The 14,762-nt window shown below is 68.5% G+C and carries 17 protein-coding genes; 9 read left to right on the forward strand and 8 right to left on the reverse strand.

The window, feature by feature from the left end; genetic code table 11:
* Window positions 1-122: 122 nt before the first annotated feature.
* The 4 genes from RUR49_RS17265 to RUR49_RS17280 all read left to right on the forward strand — a co-directional run bounded on the left by RUR49_RS17265 (window position 123) and on the right by RUR49_RS17280 (window position 3,548).
* Window positions 123-596: a TRAP transporter small permease subunit gene (locus RUR49_RS17265; RefSeq protein WP_409147698.1), complete on the forward strand. Its 474-nt coding sequence runs from the start codon at window positions 123-125 to the stop codon at window positions 594-596.
* Window positions 593-1,918, forward strand: coding sequence for a TRAP transporter large permease subunit (locus tag RUR49_RS17270; protein ID WP_409147623.1), 1,326 nt, complete (start codon window positions 593-595; stop codon window positions 1,916-1,918). Before RUR49_RS17265 ends, RUR49_RS17270 begins: the two co-directional genes overlap by 4 nt.
* Window positions 1,919-2,002: 84 nt before the next feature.
* Window positions 2,003-3,070, forward strand: a complete 1,068-nt coding sequence (locus RUR49_RS17275; RefSeq protein ID WP_409147624.1) for a TRAP transporter substrate-binding protein — start codon at window positions 2,003-2,005, stop codon at window positions 3,068-3,070.
* A 163-nt stretch (window positions 3,071-3,233) separates the two neighbouring features.
* On the forward strand, window positions 3,234-3,548 hold the full coding sequence (locus RUR49_RS17280) for a hypothetical protein (RefSeq protein WP_409147625.1): 315 nt from the start codon (window positions 3,234-3,236) through the stop codon (window positions 3,546-3,548).
* A gap of 96 nt (window positions 3,549-3,644) precedes the next feature.
* On the opposite strand, the gene lepA is transcribed toward RUR49_RS17280, so the two are convergent.
* Entirely contained in the window at window positions 3,645-5,450 is a 1,806-nt protein-coding gene (lepA, locus tag RUR49_RS17285) for a translation elongation factor 4 (protein ID WP_409147626.1), read from the reverse strand.
* 196 nt (window positions 5,451-5,646) lie between these two features.
* On the opposite strand from lepA, the gene panB reads away from it, so the two are divergent.
* Together panB and panC are read left to right on the forward strand one after the other, a co-directional pair.
* Entirely contained in the window at window positions 5,647-6,480 is an 834-nt protein-coding gene (gene panB, locus RUR49_RS17290) for a 3-methyl-2-oxobutanoate hydroxymethyltransferase (RefSeq protein WP_409147627.1), read from the forward strand.
* Between the two features lie 14 nt (window positions 6,481-6,494).
* The gene (gene panC, locus RUR49_RS17295; RefSeq protein ID WP_409147628.1) at window positions 6,495-7,328 is read left to right on the forward strand and encodes a pantoate--beta-alanine ligase; all 834 of its coding nucleotides are present in this window, start codon (window positions 6,495-6,497) and stop codon (window positions 7,326-7,328) included.
* A 43-nt stretch (window positions 7,329-7,371) separates the two neighbouring features.
* Here panC and RUR49_RS17300 read toward each other — a convergent pair whose 3' ends face one another.
* Genes RUR49_RS17300 through dapB form a run of 3 tightly spaced genes read right to left on the reverse strand, consistent with a single transcriptional unit; the run spans window position 7,372 to window position 9,403 of the window.
* A complete protein-coding gene (locus RUR49_RS17300) occupies window positions 7,372-7,917 on the reverse strand; it encodes a GNAT family N-acetyltransferase (RefSeq protein ID WP_409147629.1) in 546 nt (181 codons plus the stop codon).
* 31 nt (window positions 7,918-7,948) lie between these two features.
* Window positions 7,949-8,569 carry a 2,3-bisphosphoglycerate-dependent phosphoglycerate mutase gene (locus RUR49_RS17305; RefSeq protein ID WP_409147630.1) on the reverse strand — a complete coding sequence of 207 codons (621 nt, stop codon included), beginning with the start codon at window positions 8,567-8,569 and terminating at the stop codon, window positions 7,949-7,951.
* Window positions 8,570-8,599: 30 nt separating this feature from the next.
* The gene (dapB, locus tag RUR49_RS17310; RefSeq protein ID WP_409147699.1) at window positions 8,600-9,403 is read right to left on the reverse strand and encodes a 4-hydroxy-tetrahydrodipicolinate reductase; all 804 of its coding nucleotides are present in this window, start codon (window positions 9,401-9,403) and stop codon (window positions 8,600-8,602) included.
* A 138-nt stretch (window positions 9,404-9,541) separates the two neighbouring features.
* On the opposite strand from dapB, the gene RUR49_RS17315 reads away from it, so the two are divergent.
* The 3 genes from RUR49_RS17315 (at window position 9,542) to RUR49_RS17325 (ending at window position 10,469) form a co-directional block, all read left to right on the forward strand.
* A complete protein-coding gene (locus tag RUR49_RS17315; protein ID WP_409147631.1) occupies window positions 9,542-9,784 on the forward strand; it encodes a CopG family ribbon-helix-helix protein in 243 nt (80 codons plus the stop codon).
* Window positions 9,781-10,065, forward strand: a complete 285-nt coding sequence (locus RUR49_RS17320; protein ID WP_409147632.1) for a type II toxin-antitoxin system RelE/ParE family toxin — start codon at window positions 9,781-9,783, stop codon at window positions 10,063-10,065. Before RUR49_RS17315 ends, RUR49_RS17320 begins: the two co-directional genes overlap by 4 nt.
* Before the next feature lie 68 nt (window positions 10,066-10,133).
* Window positions 10,134-10,469 (forward strand): MliC family protein, encoded by a 336-nt coding sequence (locus RUR49_RS17325; RefSeq protein ID WP_409147633.1) that lies wholly within the window; start codon window positions 10,134-10,136, stop codon window positions 10,467-10,469.
* A gap of 157 nt (window positions 10,470-10,626) precedes the next feature.
* On the opposite strand, the gene RUR49_RS17330 is transcribed toward RUR49_RS17325, so the two are convergent.
* The 4 genes from RUR49_RS17330 to mutS form a co-directional block, all read right to left on the reverse strand.
* Window positions 10,627-10,920, reverse strand: a complete 294-nt coding sequence (locus tag RUR49_RS17330) for a DUF1330 domain-containing protein (RefSeq protein ID WP_409147634.1) — start codon at window positions 10,918-10,920, stop codon at window positions 10,627-10,629.
* Between the two features lie 44 nt (window positions 10,921-10,964).
* Entirely contained in the window at window positions 10,965-11,417 is a 453-nt protein-coding gene (locus RUR49_RS17335) for a hypothetical protein (RefSeq protein WP_409147635.1), read from the reverse strand.
* 2 nt (window positions 11,418-11,419) lie between these two features.
* Window positions 11,420-11,779, reverse strand: a complete 360-nt coding sequence (locus tag RUR49_RS17340) for a type II toxin-antitoxin system death-on-curing family toxin (protein WP_409147636.1) — start codon at window positions 11,777-11,779, stop codon at window positions 11,420-11,422.
* 104 nt (window positions 11,780-11,883) lie between these two features.
* Window positions 11,884-14,625: a DNA mismatch repair protein MutS gene (mutS, locus tag RUR49_RS17345; RefSeq protein ID WP_409147637.1), complete on the reverse strand. Its 2,742-nt coding sequence runs from the start codon at window positions 14,623-14,625 to the stop codon at window positions 11,884-11,886.
* Window positions 14,626-14,762 lie beyond the last annotated feature (137 nt).

Raw genomic sequence — 14,762 nt, forward strand, 5'->3', positions numbered from 1 at the left:
TTTTGCGGGTCGCTGCGGCGTGACGGAGGGCGGTGACGCCGGGGCGGTCCATCGTGCCTAGGGCCGTCGTCGCCTTCGTGCGCGCGGTCGATGCCCTCAACAAGGCGGTCGGCCGCTTCGCCATGGGCCTGTTCTTCGTGCTCGCGGCGATCATGCTCTACGCCGTCGCCTCGCGCGCCTTCCTCGGCCAGCCGGTGAACTGGGCGCTGGAGATGTCGCAGTTCGTGCTGTCGGCCTACTATCTGCTCGGCGGCGCCTACGCGATGCAGATGGGCAGCCACGTGCGGATGGACCTCATCTACGGCGCCCGCACGCCGCGCACCCGCGCGATGATCGACGCCTTCACCATCCTCTTCGTCATCTTCTATCTGGGTGTGGTGATCGCCGGCGGCCTCTCCAGCACCGAGTACGCCCTCACCTACGGCCAGAAGAACTACACCTCCTGGGCGCCACCGATGTGGCCGATCAAGATGGTGATGACGCTCGGCGTCTTCCTCGTGCTGCTGCAGGCGCTGTCGAACCTGTGCAAGGACATCGCGCTCCTGCGCGGCACGCCGATCGGCCAGCCGTCGATCGACAGGAATCCGGCCGCATGAGCCCGGAACTGATCACCCTCTTCATGTTCGCGACGATGATGGTGCTGCTCCTGACGGGGCAGTTCGTCTTCGGCGTCATCGGCTTCGTCGGTGCGGCGGCGGCCCTCGCCTTGTGGGGCGCCGGCTCCATGGAGATGCCGTTCAACGCCGCCATCCAGGTGATGAACTGGTTCCCGCTGATCACCGTGCCCTTCTTCGTCTTCATGGGCTTCATGTTCTCGGAGTCCGGCGTCGCAAACAATCTCTACCGGATGTTCCACATCTGGTTCGGCTCGGTGCGCGGCGGCTTGGCGCTCGGCACGCTCGGGCTGATGGTGGTGATCTCCTGCATGAACGGCCTCAGCGTCGCCGGCATGGCGATCGGCGCCACGGTGGCGCTGCCGGAGCTGCTGCGCCGCGGCTACGACAAGACGATGGTGACCGGCGTGATCCAGGGCGGCTCCTCGCTCGGCATCCTGATCCCGCCGAGCGTCGTCCTGGTGCTCTACGCGATGATCGCCCGCCAGCCGGTGCTGCAGCTCTGGCTCGCCGGCGTCGGCCCGGGCCTGCTGATGGCGACGTTCTTCGGCATCTACATCTATGTGCGCTGCCGCCTGCAGCCGCACATGGGCCCGGCGATGCCGGCCGAGGAGCGGGCGGCGATCACGCCGCGCGAGAAGCTCGTCGCGCTGCGCGCCGGCATCCTGCCGCTGCTCGTCTTCGGCATCATGATGGGGCTGTTCATCGGCGGCTACACGAGCCTGGTCGAGAGCTCCGTCGTCGGCGCGCTGCTCGCGACGCTCGCCGCCGCCGTCTCCGGCCGGCTCACCTTCAAGGTACTGGCCGATACCAGCCGCGGCACGCTCGGCATCAGCTGCATGTTCCTGTGGATCATCCTCGCAGCCCTCTGCTTCGGCGCCGTCTATGACGGCCTCGGCGCGGTGAAGGCGATCGAGGGCCTGCTGCTCGGCAGCCTGGACCTCGACCCGTGGACGATCCTCGTGCTGATGCTGCTGTCGTTCGTCATCATGGGGATGTTCCTCGACGACACGGCGATGCTGGTCATCGTCGCGCCGCTCTACATCCCGCTGGTGCTGAAGCTCGGCTTCAACCCGATCTGGTTCGGCATTCTCTACACGATCACCTGCCAGATCGCCTACATCACCCCGCCGTTCGGCTATAACCTGTTCCTGATGCGGGCGATGGCGCCGCCGGAGATCACGCTCGGCGACATCTATCGCTCGGTGGTGCCGTTCGCGCTGATGATGGTGCTGACGATCCTCATCCTGATGGCGTTCCCGCAGGTCGCCCTGTGGCTGCCGAACCTCTACATGGGCCGCTGACGCCGGCCCCCTGTTTTTCCGGACGGTGGGCCGTCGGCCCCCGTCTCCACGGTCCCGCCGCGCGGGCAACAAAGGGGAAGAGCAATGAGCGAAACCAAGCGCCTCAGCAAACGCCAGTTCCTGAAGAACGCCGGCCTCGCCGGCGCCGGCGCCGTCGGCGCCACGACGCTCGCCGCGCCCTACGTCAAGGCGCAGAGCCCGATCAAGTGGCGCCTGCAGACCTACGCCGGTCCGGCGCTCGCCGAGCACGTCATCAAGCCGTCGATCGACGCCTTCAACAAGGCCGCCAACGGCGAGATGACGATCGAGCTCTACACCGCCGACCAGCTGGTGCCGCAGGGCGAGCTGTTCCGCGCCGTCCAGCAGGGCACCATCGACGCCGCCCAGAGCGACGACGATTCGATGGCCTCGCCGGTCGACGTGGCGGTGTTCGCCGCCTACTTCCCGTTCGCTTCGCGCTACAGCCTCGACATCCCGGCGCTGTTCCACAACTACGGCCTCAACGACATCTGGAAGGAGGCCTACGCCGAGGTCCCGGGCGTCGAGTGGCTCGGTGCCGGCTCCTGGGATCCCTGCAACTTCGTCACGACGAAGCCGATCCGCAGCGTCGCCGACCTCAAGGGCCTGCGCGTCTTCACCTTCCCGACGGGCGGCCGCTTCCTCGAGCGCTTCGGCGTGGTGCCGGTGACGCTGCCGTGGGAGGACATCGAGGTCGCCATCCAGACCGGCGAGATCGACGGCGTCGCCTGGTGCGGCGCCACCGAGGCCTACACCGTCGGCTGGGCCGACATCACCAAGTACTACCTGACCAACAACATCTCCGGCGCCTGGTGCGGCTCCTACTTCGCCAACTCCGACCGCTGGGCCGAGCTGCCGGAGCACCTGAAGACGCTGTTCCAGCTCTCCATGGACAGCTCCAACTACTACCGGCAGCACTGGTACTGGTGGGGCGAGGCGCACTACCGCGTCACCGGCGGCAAGCTCGAGCTCACCACCATCCCGGAGGCGGAGTGGCACCAGGTGGAGGAAGAGGCGCTGAAGTTCTGGGACGAGATCGCCCAGCGCAGCCCCCGTGACGCCAAGGTGGTCGAGATCCTGAAGACCTACGCCGCCACCATGCAGAAGGCCGGCGCGCCCTACCGCTACGGCTGATCCGACGCCCGCCGCTCCCGGCCGATTGTGGCCGGGAGCGGCCGGTGCCGAAATTTGCGGCATCGCGTGATCCGGTTCGCGCCAGACGACGTAGACCCTCCTTGTCCGCGCGGGAGCGACCACACCCGCTCCAGCGCCCTGCCGGATGAGTTGGGGTGGCGCCATGAAGGGAAACTACGCGTCCAATGATGTGTCCGCCGATTATTCGGCCGACCGCATCTCATTCGAGACGTCGGCGGTGGTGCTGATCGCCGATCTCCTGGAACGATCCTACATCGAGACCGTCGCTCGCTACGCCGAGGACGACCCGGCCCGCGCCCACGCGGCCCTCGACGCGACCCTGCACCTCGTCGAGCAGGCCGTCGGGATGCGCGAGGCGATGTCTGAATCCCGCATCGACCGCACCGTGCTGCAGATCGTCCGGGCCAGCCTCACGGTCGTCGTCGACAACGCGAGAGCCCGCATCCCGACGGGGTGAGGGCGGGGCAAAGCACGAATTCGCCTCGCCCACAGCGGGGCTCAGTGGCGTCGGCGGTCTGGGCGTGTGCGTTGCGCGTGGATGACGGCGCGCGGCCTAGACGTCCACCTTCAGGGCGGCGATGAACGCCTCCTGGGGGATCTCGACGCGGCCGAACTGGCGCATGCGCTTCTTGCCCTCCTTCTGCTTGTCGAGGAGCTTGCGCTTGCGGGTGGCGTCGCCGCCGTAGCACTTCGCCGTCACGTCCTTGCGGAGCGCCCGGATCGTCTCGCGGGCGATGATCTTGCCGCCGATCGCCGCCTGCACCGGAATCTGGAACATGTGCGGCGGGATCAGTTCCTTCAGCTTCTCGCACATCGCCCGGCCGCGCCGCTCCGCCTGGGTACGGTGGACGAGCATCGACAGCGCGTCGACCGGCTCGGCGTTGACGAGGATCTGCATCTTCACGAGGTCGCCCGGCTGGTAGTCGGTCAGCTGGTAATCGAAGGAGGCGTAGCCCTTCGAGATCGACTTCAGACGGTCGTAGAAGTCGAACACCACCTCGTTCAGCGGCAGGTCGTAGGTCGCCATCGCGCGCTTGCCGACGTAGCTCAAGTCGACCTGCACGCCGCGGCGCTCCTGGCAGAGCTTCAGCACCGAGCCGAGATAGTCGTCGGGGGTGAGGATCGTCGCGCGAATCCACGGCTCGGCGATCTCCTCGATCTTCACCGGATCCGGCATGTCGGCCGGGTTGTGGAGCTCGAGTTCGGTGCCGTTGGTCTGGGTGATCTTGTAGACCACCGACGGCGCCGTCGCGATCAGGTCGAGGTTGAACTCGCGCTCCAGCCGCTCCTGGATGATCTCGAGATGCAGCAGGCCGAGGAAGCCGCAGCGGAAGCCGAAGCCGAGCGCGGCGGAGGACTCCATCTCGAAGGAGAAGCTCGCGTCGTTGAGGCGCAGCCGCCCCATCGCCGACCGCAGGTCTTCGAAGTCGGCGGCATCGACCGGGAACAGCCCGCAGAACACCACCGGCTGGGCCGGCCGGAAGCCGGGCAGCATCTCGGCGGCGGGCTTCTTCTCGTCGGTGATGGTGTCGCCGACGCGGGTGTCGGCCACTTCCTTGATGGAGGCGGTGAAGAAGCCGACATCGCCGGGGCCGAGCGCCTCCATCGCCACCATCTTCGGGGTGAAGACGCCGAGGCGCTCGACCTCGTAGGCGGCGTCGGTGCCCATCATCAGGATGCGCTGGCCCTTGCGCATCTTGCCGTCGATGACGCGCACCAGAACGACGACGCCGAGATAGGCGTCGTACCAGCTGTCGACCAGCATCGCCTTCAGCGGCGCGTCGACGTCGCCCTGCGGCGGCGGCAGGCGGGTGACGATCGCCTCCAGCACGTCGTCGATGCCGAGGCCGGTCTTGGCCGAGATCATCACGGCGTTGGAGGCATCGAGGCCGATCACCTCCTCGATCTGCTCCTTGATGCGCTCGGGCTCGGCGGCGGGCAGGTCGATCTTGTTGAGGATCGGCACGATCTCGTGGTTGTTGTCGATCGCCTTGTAGACGTTGGCGAGCGTCTGCGCCTCGACGCCCTGGCTGGCGTCGACGACGAGCAGCGAGCCCTCGCAGGCTGCGAGCGAGCGCGACACCTCGTAGGCGAAATCGACGTGGCCCGGCGTGTCCATGAGGTTGAGAACGTAGGTCTTGCCGTCCTTCGCCGGATACTCGAGGCGCACCGTCTGCGCCTTGATGGTGATGCCGCGCTCGCGCTCGATGTCCATGGAATCGAGCACCTGATCCTTCATCTCGCGGGCGGTGAGGCCGCCGGTGCGCTGGATGAGGCGATCGGCCAACGTCGACTTGCCATGGTCGATGTGGGCGATGATCGAGAAGTTGCGGATGAGCGGCTGCGGGGCACGGGTCATGGCGTGCCAGATAGCACCCGACCCCCGGCGCGCCAAGCGGCGCACACGCTGAAGGGCGCGGTTCGCATGCCATGGCAACGGCCGCCGCCGATCGGCGTTGAATATGCCGCAGTGCAGCGTTACAAATTCGTGATCGCCGAGCGAGAGGTCGCCAACGCTCGGCGGACAAAACAGACGGCGGCCGGGACGAGCCAAGATGAGCGCAGCGGGACGGTCGCACCGGGTCACCGCACCGGAAGTCGCGGCCCGGAAAGGCGGTGAGCCTGTCGTCGTCTTGACCGCCTACACGGCGGCGACGGCGAAATTCCTCGATCCGCACGTCGACGTGCTGCTCGTCGGCGACAGCCTCGGCATGGTCGTCTACGGCTTCGACTCGACCGTTGCGGTGACGCCGGAGCTGATGATCGCCCACGGTGCCGCCGTCGTGCGCGGCTCGCAGACCTCGCTCGTCGTCGTCGACCTGCCGTTCGGCAGCTACCAGGAGAGCCCGGAGCAGGCCTTCCGCACCGCAGCACGCATCATGGCGCAGACCGGCTGCGGCGCGGTGAAGCTCGAGGGCGGCGCCGAGATGGCCGAGACCGTCCACTTCCTCACCCAGCGCGGCGTGCCGGTGATGGGCCACGTCGGCATGACGCCGCAGGCGGTGAACACGCTCGGCGGCTTCCGCGCCCGCGGGCGCACGGATGCCGAAGCGATCAAGATCCGCGACGACGCCCGCGCCATTTCCGAGGCCGGCGCCTTCTCCGTCGTGCTTGAGGCGATGCTGGAGCCGATCGCCCGCCAGATCACCGCGGAGCTGCCGATCGTCACCATCGGCATCGGCGGCTCGCCGGCCTGCGACGGCCAGGTGCTCGTCAGCGAGGACCTCGTCGGCCTGTTCGACGACTTCAAGCCGCGCTTCGTCAAGCGCTATGCCGAGCTCGGCGCGCAGCTGTCGGAGGCGGCCGCCGCCTATGCGGCCGACGTCAAGGCGCGCCGCTTCCCCGGGCCGGAGCACGTCTTCGGCACGCCGAAGAAACAGACCGCCTGAGCCGACGGACCATCATGGACGTCGTCCGCACCGTCGCCGATCTGCGGCGCCGCCTGCCGCTGGACGCGGGGCCGCGCGGTTCCTGCGCGCTCGTGCCCACCATGGGCAACCTGCACGAGGGCCATCTCGACCTCGTGCGCGTCGCCAAGGCCCGCGGTGGCCGGGTCGCCGTCTCGATCTTCGTCAACCCGCTGCAGTTCGCCCCGAGCGAAGACTTCGACCGTTATCCACGCACGTTCGAGGCGGACCTCGAGAAGCTCGGTGCCCTCGGCGTCGACGTCGTCTACGCGCCAACGGTCGCGGAGATGTATCCCGAGCCGCAGACGGTGCGCGTCGTGCCGCCGCCGGCGCTGACCGACATCCTGGAAGGCGCCGTCCGGCCCGGCTTCTTCACGGGCGTTGCCACCGTGGTGGCGAAGCTGTTCCTGATGGTGCGCCCGGCGGTCGCGGTGTTCGGCAAGAAGGACTACCAGCAGCTGCGCGTCGTCGAGGCGATGGTGCGGCAGTTGTCCATGGGCGTCGAGATCGTCGGGGTCGAGACGGCGCGCGCCGACGACGGCCTCGCCCTGTCGTCGCGCAATGGCTACCTCACGGCGGCCGAGCGCGCCGAGGCGGCGGCGCTGCGGCGCTCGCTCGTCTCCGCCGCCGCGAGCTTGCGCGCCGGCGAAAGCATCGGTGGCGTCGAGGCGGATGCGGCGGGGGCACTCACTGGCCGCGGCTGGCATGTGGATTACGTCGCGGTGCGCCGCCGTAGCGATCTCGCCGAGCCGCAGCCGGGCGACCCCCTCGTCATCGTCGCTGCCGCAAAGCTCGGCGCGACGCGGTTGATCGACAACATCGAGGTGTGAGAGTGGCCTCCGCACCGCTTGCGCGGATCGCGCGTGCCGCGCCTCAGCCGTCCAGCCGCTTCCAGTAGAAGCGCGTCGCGCACTCGCCGCCGTCGGGCCACAGCGCATAGCCCGGCACCTCGCCGACCGGCTGCCAGCCCATCCGCTCGTAGAGCGCCTCGGCGCCGCCGCCGACGGCGGTGTCGAGAACGAGCAGCGAGCGGCCGTGCAGCGCCGCCTCGATCTCGAGCTGGTGCATCAGCGCTGTGCCGAGGCCGTGGTTGCGGGCGGCGCGGTGGACGAGCAGCTTCGACACGTCCGCCCGGTGCGGCTGGTTCGGCATCGGCGCGAAATTCAGCTGCGCCGTGCCGACGACGAGGCCGTCGACCAGGGCGGCGAGGCAGATGCGCTCGCCGCGCCCGACCGCATCGGCGACGGCGTGCCAGTAGGGCACGGCGTCCTCGATCGCATAGGGCAGCATGAAGCCGACGGAGGCGCCGCCCTCGACGCAGTCGGCGAGCACCTCGGAGAGGCCGCGGGCGTGCTCGCGGATCGCCTCTTCGGTCAGCGAGCGGATCTCGATCGCGGGGGCGGCGACGACGTCTTCCACGGCAGCCTCCTCAGGCGGGCGGGCGGGAGGATCAGGCGGCGAGGTCGCGCTTCTCGGCGATGCGGCCCTCGGCGTCGAGGCGGTAGATGATCGGCGAGCCCGTCGCGAGTTCGCGCGCCACGATCTCCTCGCCCGACAATTCCTCGAGGTCCATGATGATCGAGCGCAGGCTGTTGCCGTGGGCGGCGACCAGCACCCGCTCGCCGGCCTTCACCCGCGGCAGGATCTCCTTGTGGAAATAGGGCAGCGTGCGGGCGGCCGTGTCCTTCAGGCTCTCGCCGCCGGGCGGCGGCACGTCGAAGGAACGGCGCCAGATGTGCACCTGCTCCTCGCCGAAGCGGGCGCGCGCGTCGTCCTTGTTGAGGCCGGTGAGCTCGCCATAGTCCCGCTCGTTGAGCGCCGCGTCGCGGATCGTCGGCAGGTCCGCCTGGCCGAGCTCCTGGAGCATGATCCGGCAGGTCTCCTCGGCACGCGACAGCACCGAGGTGTAGGCGACGTCGAAGGAGAGGCCCGCCGCCTTCAGCGCCAGGCCTGCGGCGTGCGCCTCGGCGACGCCCTTCTCGGTCAGCCCGACATCGCGCCAGCCGGTGAACAGGTTCTTCAGGTTCCACTCGCTCTGGCCGTGGCGGACGAGCACGAGGAGACGGTCCATGCGGGGTGATCCTTCCTTGATGTCGGCAGCCTAGTCTGAAAGCCCGAGCACGTCGGCCATCGAATAGAGGCCGGGCTTGCGGCCGCGGCCCCACAGCGCCGCCGTGACGGCGCCCTTGGCGAACAGCTCCCGGCTCTCGGCGCGGTGGGTGAGCTCGATGCGCTCGCCGTCGCCGGCGAGGATGACGGTGTGGTCGCCGACGACGGACCCGCCGCGCAGCGCCTGGAAGCCGATCGCCCCCGCCGGCCGCGCGCCAGTGTGGCCGTCGCGAGCCCGCACGGCCACATCCCGCAGCGCCACGCCGCGGCCGGCCGCGGCCGCCTCGCCGAGCAAAAGCGCCGTGCCCGAGGGCGCGTCGACCTTGTGGCGATGGTGCATCTCGACGATCTCGAGGTCGAACTCGGGACCCAGCGCCCGCGCCGCCTTGCGCACCAGCGCGGCGAGCAGGTTGACGCCGAGGCTCATGTTGCCGGACTTCACCACCACCGCGTGGCGCGAGGCGGCCTCGATGCGGTCGTCGTCGGCGGCGCTGCAGCCGGTGGTGCCGATGACGTGGACGATGCGCGCCTGCGCGGCGAGTTCGGCGAAGTGCAGGGTCGAGGCGGGGCTCGTGAAGTCGAGCACGCCCTCGGCCGCCGCGAACAGTGGCAGCGGGTCGTCCGACAGCGCGATGCCGTTCGCCGGCAGGCCGGCGAGCACGCCGGCGTCCTCGCCGAGGTGGGGCGACCCCTCGCGCTCGACGGCACCGGCGAGCGTCACGCCCTCGGTCGCGGCGATCGTGCGCACCAGCGCCCGGCCCATCCGGCCGGCGGCTCCGACGACGACGAGGCGCATGGGGGTCATGGGGCGGGATCCGGGGGACACTGTGGCTGTCGCGACCGCTCATAGCAGCCGCGGGCGGTGAGGCAAAGGCGGGGTGGCTGTTTCGAGGCTGCAGCCATGCCGCTATACTGCGGGGCGATGGAGAGCCCGATGCAGACCACGCTGACCGCCCAGATCGACGAGGACCTCGAGGTCCGGCTCAGCCGGCTCGAGGCCGCTACCGGGCGCTCCCGCGACAGCATCGTGGCGGAAGCCCTCGGGGGCTTCGTGCAGTCCGAAGAGGCGTTCGTCGCCGCCGTCGAGGCGGGGCGTGCCGACGTCGCCGCGGGCCGCGTCGTCTCCCATGAGGCGGTCGTGGAAACGTTCGAGCAGATCATCGGGCGCCGGCGGTGACCATCCGGTGGTCGCAGGCCGCGTCCACCGACTTTGCCGGCCAGATCGCCTGCATCCACGCTGAGAGGCCGCGTGCCGCCGAGCGCGTCGGCCGCCTGATCCTCGACCAGATCGAATCCCTTTCGGCTCACCCTCGGCGGGGTCGGATCGGTCGTCTCGCCGGCACGCGGGAACTCGTGGTCGCGCCGTTCGTCATCGTCTACGAGATCGACCCCGCGGGGAGCGTCGCCGTCGTCCGTGTGCTGCACGGGCGCCAGAACTGGCCGGAGGAGCAAGAATGATCGTGTCGGGTTTGCGCAACCGATTGGCGAGGCTCGCGTCGCGAACGCCCGCCTTGTTGATCCCCGCGATGTGCACGACGATCGCCCTCGCCACGCCCGCGACGGCCGCTGACGTGACCCTCATGCTCGATGCGCCCGAAGCGGAGGCGTTGAGCGTCAACTATCGCTGCGAGGGCAGCTCGGCGACGATGACGGTCGAGTACATCAACGCCGGCGAGGATTCGCTGGCGATGGTGCCGGTCGAGGGCGGGCGGCGCGTCATGGTTGCGGTGCTGGCGGCCTCCGGTGCCCGCTATGCCGGCGGCGCCTTCGTCTGGTGGACGAAGGGCCGGGAAGGCTCGCTCTACGACCTGCGCCAGGGCGAGGACGCCGACCCGGTCGCCACCTGCACCGAGCAGGAGTAGGCGCGGGAAGGCGCCCGCCGGGGGATGGGTGCGGACTGCCGGAGCCGAGTCCGCGGCGCCCCCTCCCTGCCCTCCCCCGCGAGGGGGGAGGGTTCGCGCCGGAGACGAGGGAAAGGCCCAATCCTGAGATCTCGAGGGATAGGCCCGCTCGTGGGCCTCAGTCCGGCAATCCCTCGACGATGACGATCTCGCCGGCCGACACCGGCAGGCGGTGTTCTCGCGCCGCCTGATATTCCGGTGAATTCCAGCAATCCTGCGCCGCCTGGACGGACGGGAACTCGATGATGACGTTGCGGGCGCGGTTCGTCCCCTCCATCGGGAAGGTGGCGCCGCCGCGGGCGAGGAACTTCGCGCCGTACTTCTCGAAGGCCGGCACGGCGCCGGCGACGTAGCGCTTGTAAATCTCGGGGTCGGCAACGTCGATGCGGGCGATCCAGTAGCCCTTCGGCATACAAATTCTCCTTTGGAATCAATGATACTGTCAAATATTGTATCTCACCTATAGGCAAGCCGCCGCAGAGGCTCCTCGTACTCCCCAATTAGAACGCTGAGAGGATCGGCATTCTTGAAAAATACTTGCGCATCAACGCCGTTATCCGGAATCAATCCCGTAGATTTTCTAACTGTAGAAATCGCATTCCTTGAGACTTCCTTGCTCCAACCAGGAAATCCGATCTGAGAAACTCTCACCTGCCCCTTGTACACATTTATGTAGTTGCCGCTTGGATTATCAAGTGAGCATCCGTGCTTTCCCAGCAAATTCTGAAGTTCATTGAATGTCACTATATATGACATCTTGTTATCCTGTTTACGAAACATGCTTTTAAACTTCGGCGATATCTCTGTTATTTCCATGCTTCGGCCATTCGCTCTGTTAAAATCAGCAATTTCTATCATGAAATCTTCAACATACGTGATATCAACTGAAGGGGTGTAGCCATTCTCCATCATTAAAAAACCGAACTGAGAAAGGCTGTTCTCTTATTCGCATCATGAAAGGGATGATCATTAATTAGGCCAAATATTAGAGATGAAGCAACTTCCCATAGATCTTCATATACAAACTCTCCTCCAGCCGAAGCGAGCTGTCTTCCAACAGCTGAGGACAGTAGATTAAAGTCTCTAGGTCCAAATCCCGCGATACCCTCTCCCAAGTTCAAGAAATGATCGCAGATCAAATAATGTGCATCAATCACATCTTCACAAGTGAGATGCGGCCTATCTCCTGAATAGTCAATTTCGTCAATTTTCTCCAGATAGTGTCGATAATTCAGTGCAAGTTTCGGAGACAATGATGATTCGTCAAGCATTATGCTAAATCTCCCCGAAGTGTTCTATTTTGTTCAAGAGTATTAATGAGATAGGGCATCGTTCATGAGCTTAGGGTAGGCGGAGGCATTGTGGATGCGTGAGATCATTCTGGTCGCTTCATACTCTTACTACGGGCGGCCTTCAGGCGATAGAGCGCCTCCAGCGCGGCGCGCGGGGTCAGGTCGTCGGGGTGGATCTCGTCGAGCACCGCCAGCGCCGGGTCGGGCGGCACCGGTGTGGACGTCGGGCGGGCGGGTGCGGAAAACAGCGGCAGGTCTTCGAGCGCCGCCGAGGGCGTGCCGGTGCGGCCGGCCGATTCGAGCCGCGCCAGCACCGCCTTGGCGCGGGCGAGCACCGGCGCCGGCAGGCCGGCGAGGCGCGCCACCTGGATGCCGTAGGAACGGTCGGCGGCGCCCGGCACGATCTCGTGCAGGAAGACGACGTCGCCCTTCCACTCCTTCACCTTCACCGTGGCGTTGGCGACGCGCGCGAGCCGCCCGGCGAGCGCGGTCAGCTCGTGATAGTGGGTGGCGAACAGCGTCCGGCAGCGGTTGGCGCCGTGCAGGTGCTCGATCGCTGCCCAGGCGATCGACAGGCCGTCATAGGTGGCGGTGCCGCGGCCGATCTCGTCGAGCACGACGAGCGAGCGCTCGGTGGCGAGGTTGAGGATCGCCGCCGTCTCGACCATCTCGACCATGAAGGTGGAGCGGCCGCGGGCGAGGTCGTCGGCGGCGCCGACGCGGCTGAACAGGCGGTCGATGACGCCGATGTGGGCGTCTGCCGCCGGCACGTAGGAGCCGGCCTGGGCGAGCACGGCGATCAGCGCGTTCTGGCGCAGATAGGTCGACTTGCCGCCCATGTTCGGGCCGGTGACGATGACGAGCCGCCCGTGCGCCTCGCCCGCCGGCGGTCCGAGGTCGGCATCGTTGGGCACGAACGGGTCGGCCGCCTCGCGCCGCAGCGCCGCCTCCACCACCGGGTGCCGGCCGCCGGCGACGCGGAAGGCGAGCGAACGGTCGACCACCGGCCGCGTCCAGCGCTCGCGCTCGGCGAGGTCGGCCAGCGCCGCCGCGACGTCGAGGGTGGAGAGCGCGGCTGCCGCCTGCTTCAACACGTCGGAGGCCGCCACAACCGCCTCGACGAGGGAAGCGAACACCGTCAGCTCGATCGCCAGCGCCCGCTCGGCGGCGCCGGCGATCTTCTGCTCGAGCTCGGCGAGCTCGGGCGTGGTGAAGCGCACGGCGCCGGCCATCGTCTGGCGGTGCACGAAGCGGTGCGAGCCAAGCGGGGCTGCGAGCAGCTTCTCGCCGTGCGCCTGCGGCGTCTCGACGAACCAGCCGAGCACGGCGTTGTGGCGGATCTTGAGCGCCCGGATGCCGGTCTCCTCGGCATAGGTCCCCTGCAGACGGGCGATCACCTGCCGGCTCTCGTCACGGAGCGCCCGGGCCTCGTCGAGGTCGGCGCGATGGCCGGGGCGGACGAAGCCGCCATCGCGCTTCAGGTGCGGCAGGCTGTCGGCAAGGGCATCGGCGAGCGTCGCCGACAACGTCTCCGGCAGCGCCACGAGCGCGGCCCGCGCGTCCGCGATCTCCTGCGGCGCGTCGGCGGCGTCGAGGGTCGCGGCGGTCTCGGCGGCGGCGGCGAGCCCGGCGGCGACGGCGCCGAGGTCGCGCGGCCCACCCCGATCGAGGGCGAGGCGCGACAGCGCCCGGGCGATGTCCGGGGCACGGGCGAGGTCGGTCCGCAGGGCGGTTCGGCGATCGGCTTCTGCGAGGAGCCAGCCGACCGCGTCGTGGCGGTGGCCGATCTCGGCGGTATCGGTGAGGGGGCTCGACAGCCGCTCCGCCAGCAGCCGCGCGCCGCCGCCGGTGACGGTGCGGTCGACGGCTGAAAACAGCGAGCCGGCGCGCTCGCCGTTTTGCGTGCGGGTGATCTCGAGGCTCGACCGCGTCGCCGCGTCGATCGCCATCGCGGCGCCGGCGGTCTCGCGGCGCGGCGCGTCGAGCGGCGGCCGCGCGCTCAACTGCGTGCGCTCCACATAGGAGAGCGCGGCGGCGGCGGCCGACAGCTCGCTGCGCGTGAAGGCGCCGAAGCCGTCGAGCGTCGCGACGCCGTAGAAGCGGGCGAGGCGCTCGGCGGCGCTGGCGCCGTCGAAATGGACGCGCGGCAGCGGCGTCACCGCGGTCGCGGGATTTCGCCCCGGCAGCGCCCGCAAGAGCGGCGCGAGGACCGCGTCCGCCAGCAGCCCGTCGGGCACCAGGAGTTCGCGCGGCTCGATGCGCGAGAGTTCGCCCGGCAGCGCGGCCAGCGCCACCTCGCCGACGCGGAAGGCGCCGGTGGAGATGTCGATCCAGGCGAGCCCGAGCGGGCCGTCGCCGCCGCCGAGCCGCGACAGCGCCGCGAGCCAGTTCGGCCGGCCGGCGTCGAGCAGCGTCTCCTCGGTGATCGTGCCGGGGGTGACGAGGCGGACCACGTCGCGGCGGACCACCGACTTCGCGCCGCGCTTCTTCGCCTCGGCGGGGTCCTCCAGCTGCTCGCAGACGGCGACGCGGTGGCCGAGTGCGATCAGCTTCTGCAGGTAGTCGTCGGCGGCGTGGATCGGCACGCCGCACATCGGGATGTCGTCGCCGAGGTGCTTGCCGCGCTTCGTCAGCGCGATGCCGAGCGCCCGGCTCGCCACCTCGGCGTCGCCGAAGAACATCTCGTAGAAGTCGCCCATGCGGTAGAACAGCAGGCAGTCGGGGTTCGCCGCCTTGATCTCGATGTACTGCTCCATCATCGGCGTCGGGCGGGCGACGACGGGTGCATCCTGGGGAGCGGGAGCGTCTTCGGGGAGGGATCGCATGGCGGCGCGACGCTAGCAGAGTGAGCGCGCCGTTTCACCGCCGGGCGGCTTGTGGCCCGAACGAGCCGTGGATAAGGTCGCCCCCCTTTCCGAAATTCGAGGCCGGCACGGCCCGCCCCCCCAAGGAGTTTCCATCC

This window comes from Pseudoxanthobacter sp. M-2 (assembly GCF_046156265.1).
GTDB lineage: Bacteria > Pseudomonadota > Alphaproteobacteria > Rhizobiales > Segnochrobactraceae > CAMDHY01.

What these genes read in the sequence shown, in the direction of transcription:
- RUR49_RS17265 (WP_409147698.1), top strand. Translation starts at nt 123, where the DNA reads ATGGGCCTGTTCTTCGTGCTCGCGGCGATCATGCTCTACGCCGTCGCC.
- RUR49_RS17270 (WP_409147623.1), top strand. Translation starts at nt 593, where the DNA reads ATGAGCCCGGAACTGATCACCCTCTTCATGTTCGCGACGATGATGGTG.
- RUR49_RS17275 (WP_409147624.1), top strand. Translation starts at nt 2,003, where the DNA reads ATGAGCGAAACCAAGCGCCTCAGCAAACGCCAGTTCCTGAAGAACGCC.
- RUR49_RS17280 (WP_409147625.1), top strand. Translation starts at nt 3,234, where the DNA reads ATGAAGGGAAACTACGCGTCCAATGATGTGTCCGCCGATTATTCGGCC.
- lepA (WP_409147626.1), bottom strand. Translation starts at nt 5,450, where the DNA reads ATGACCCGTGCCCCGCAGCCGCTCATCCGCAACTTCTCGATCATCGCC.
- panB (WP_409147627.1), top strand. Translation starts at nt 5,647, where the DNA reads ATGAGCGCAGCGGGACGGTCGCACCGGGTCACCGCACCGGAAGTCGCG.
- panC (WP_409147628.1), top strand. Translation starts at nt 6,495, where the DNA reads ATGGACGTCGTCCGCACCGTCGCCGATCTGCGGCGCCGCCTGCCGCTG.
- RUR49_RS17305 (WP_409147630.1), bottom strand. Translation starts at nt 8,569, where the DNA reads ATGGACCGTCTCCTCGTGCTCGTCCGCCACGGCCAGAGCGAGTGGAAC.
- dapB (WP_409147699.1), bottom strand. Translation starts at nt 9,403, where the DNA reads ATGCGCCTCGTCGTCGTCGGAGCCGCCGGCCGGATGGGCCGGGCGCTG.
- RUR49_RS17315 (WP_409147631.1), top strand. Translation starts at nt 9,542, where the DNA reads ATGCAGACCACGCTGACCGCCCAGATCGACGAGGACCTCGAGGTCCGG.
- RUR49_RS17325 (WP_409147633.1), top strand. Translation starts at nt 10,134, where the DNA reads ATGTGCACGACGATCGCCCTCGCCACGCCCGCGACGGCCGCTGACGTG.
- RUR49_RS17330 (WP_409147634.1), bottom strand. Translation starts at nt 10,920, where the DNA reads ATGCCGAAGGGCTACTGGATCGCCCGCATCGACGTTGCCGACCCCGAG.
- RUR49_RS17335 (WP_409147635.1), bottom strand. Translation starts at nt 11,417, where the DNA reads ATGGAGAATGGCTACACCCCTTCAGTTGATATCACGTATGTTGAAGAT.
- RUR49_RS17340 (WP_409147636.1), bottom strand. Translation starts at nt 11,779, where the DNA reads ATGCTTGACGAATCATCATTGTCTCCGAAACTTGCACTGAATTATCGA.
- mutS (WP_409147637.1), bottom strand. Translation starts at nt 14,625, where the DNA reads ATGCGATCCCTCCCCGAAGACGCTCCCGCTCCCCAGGATGCACCCGTC.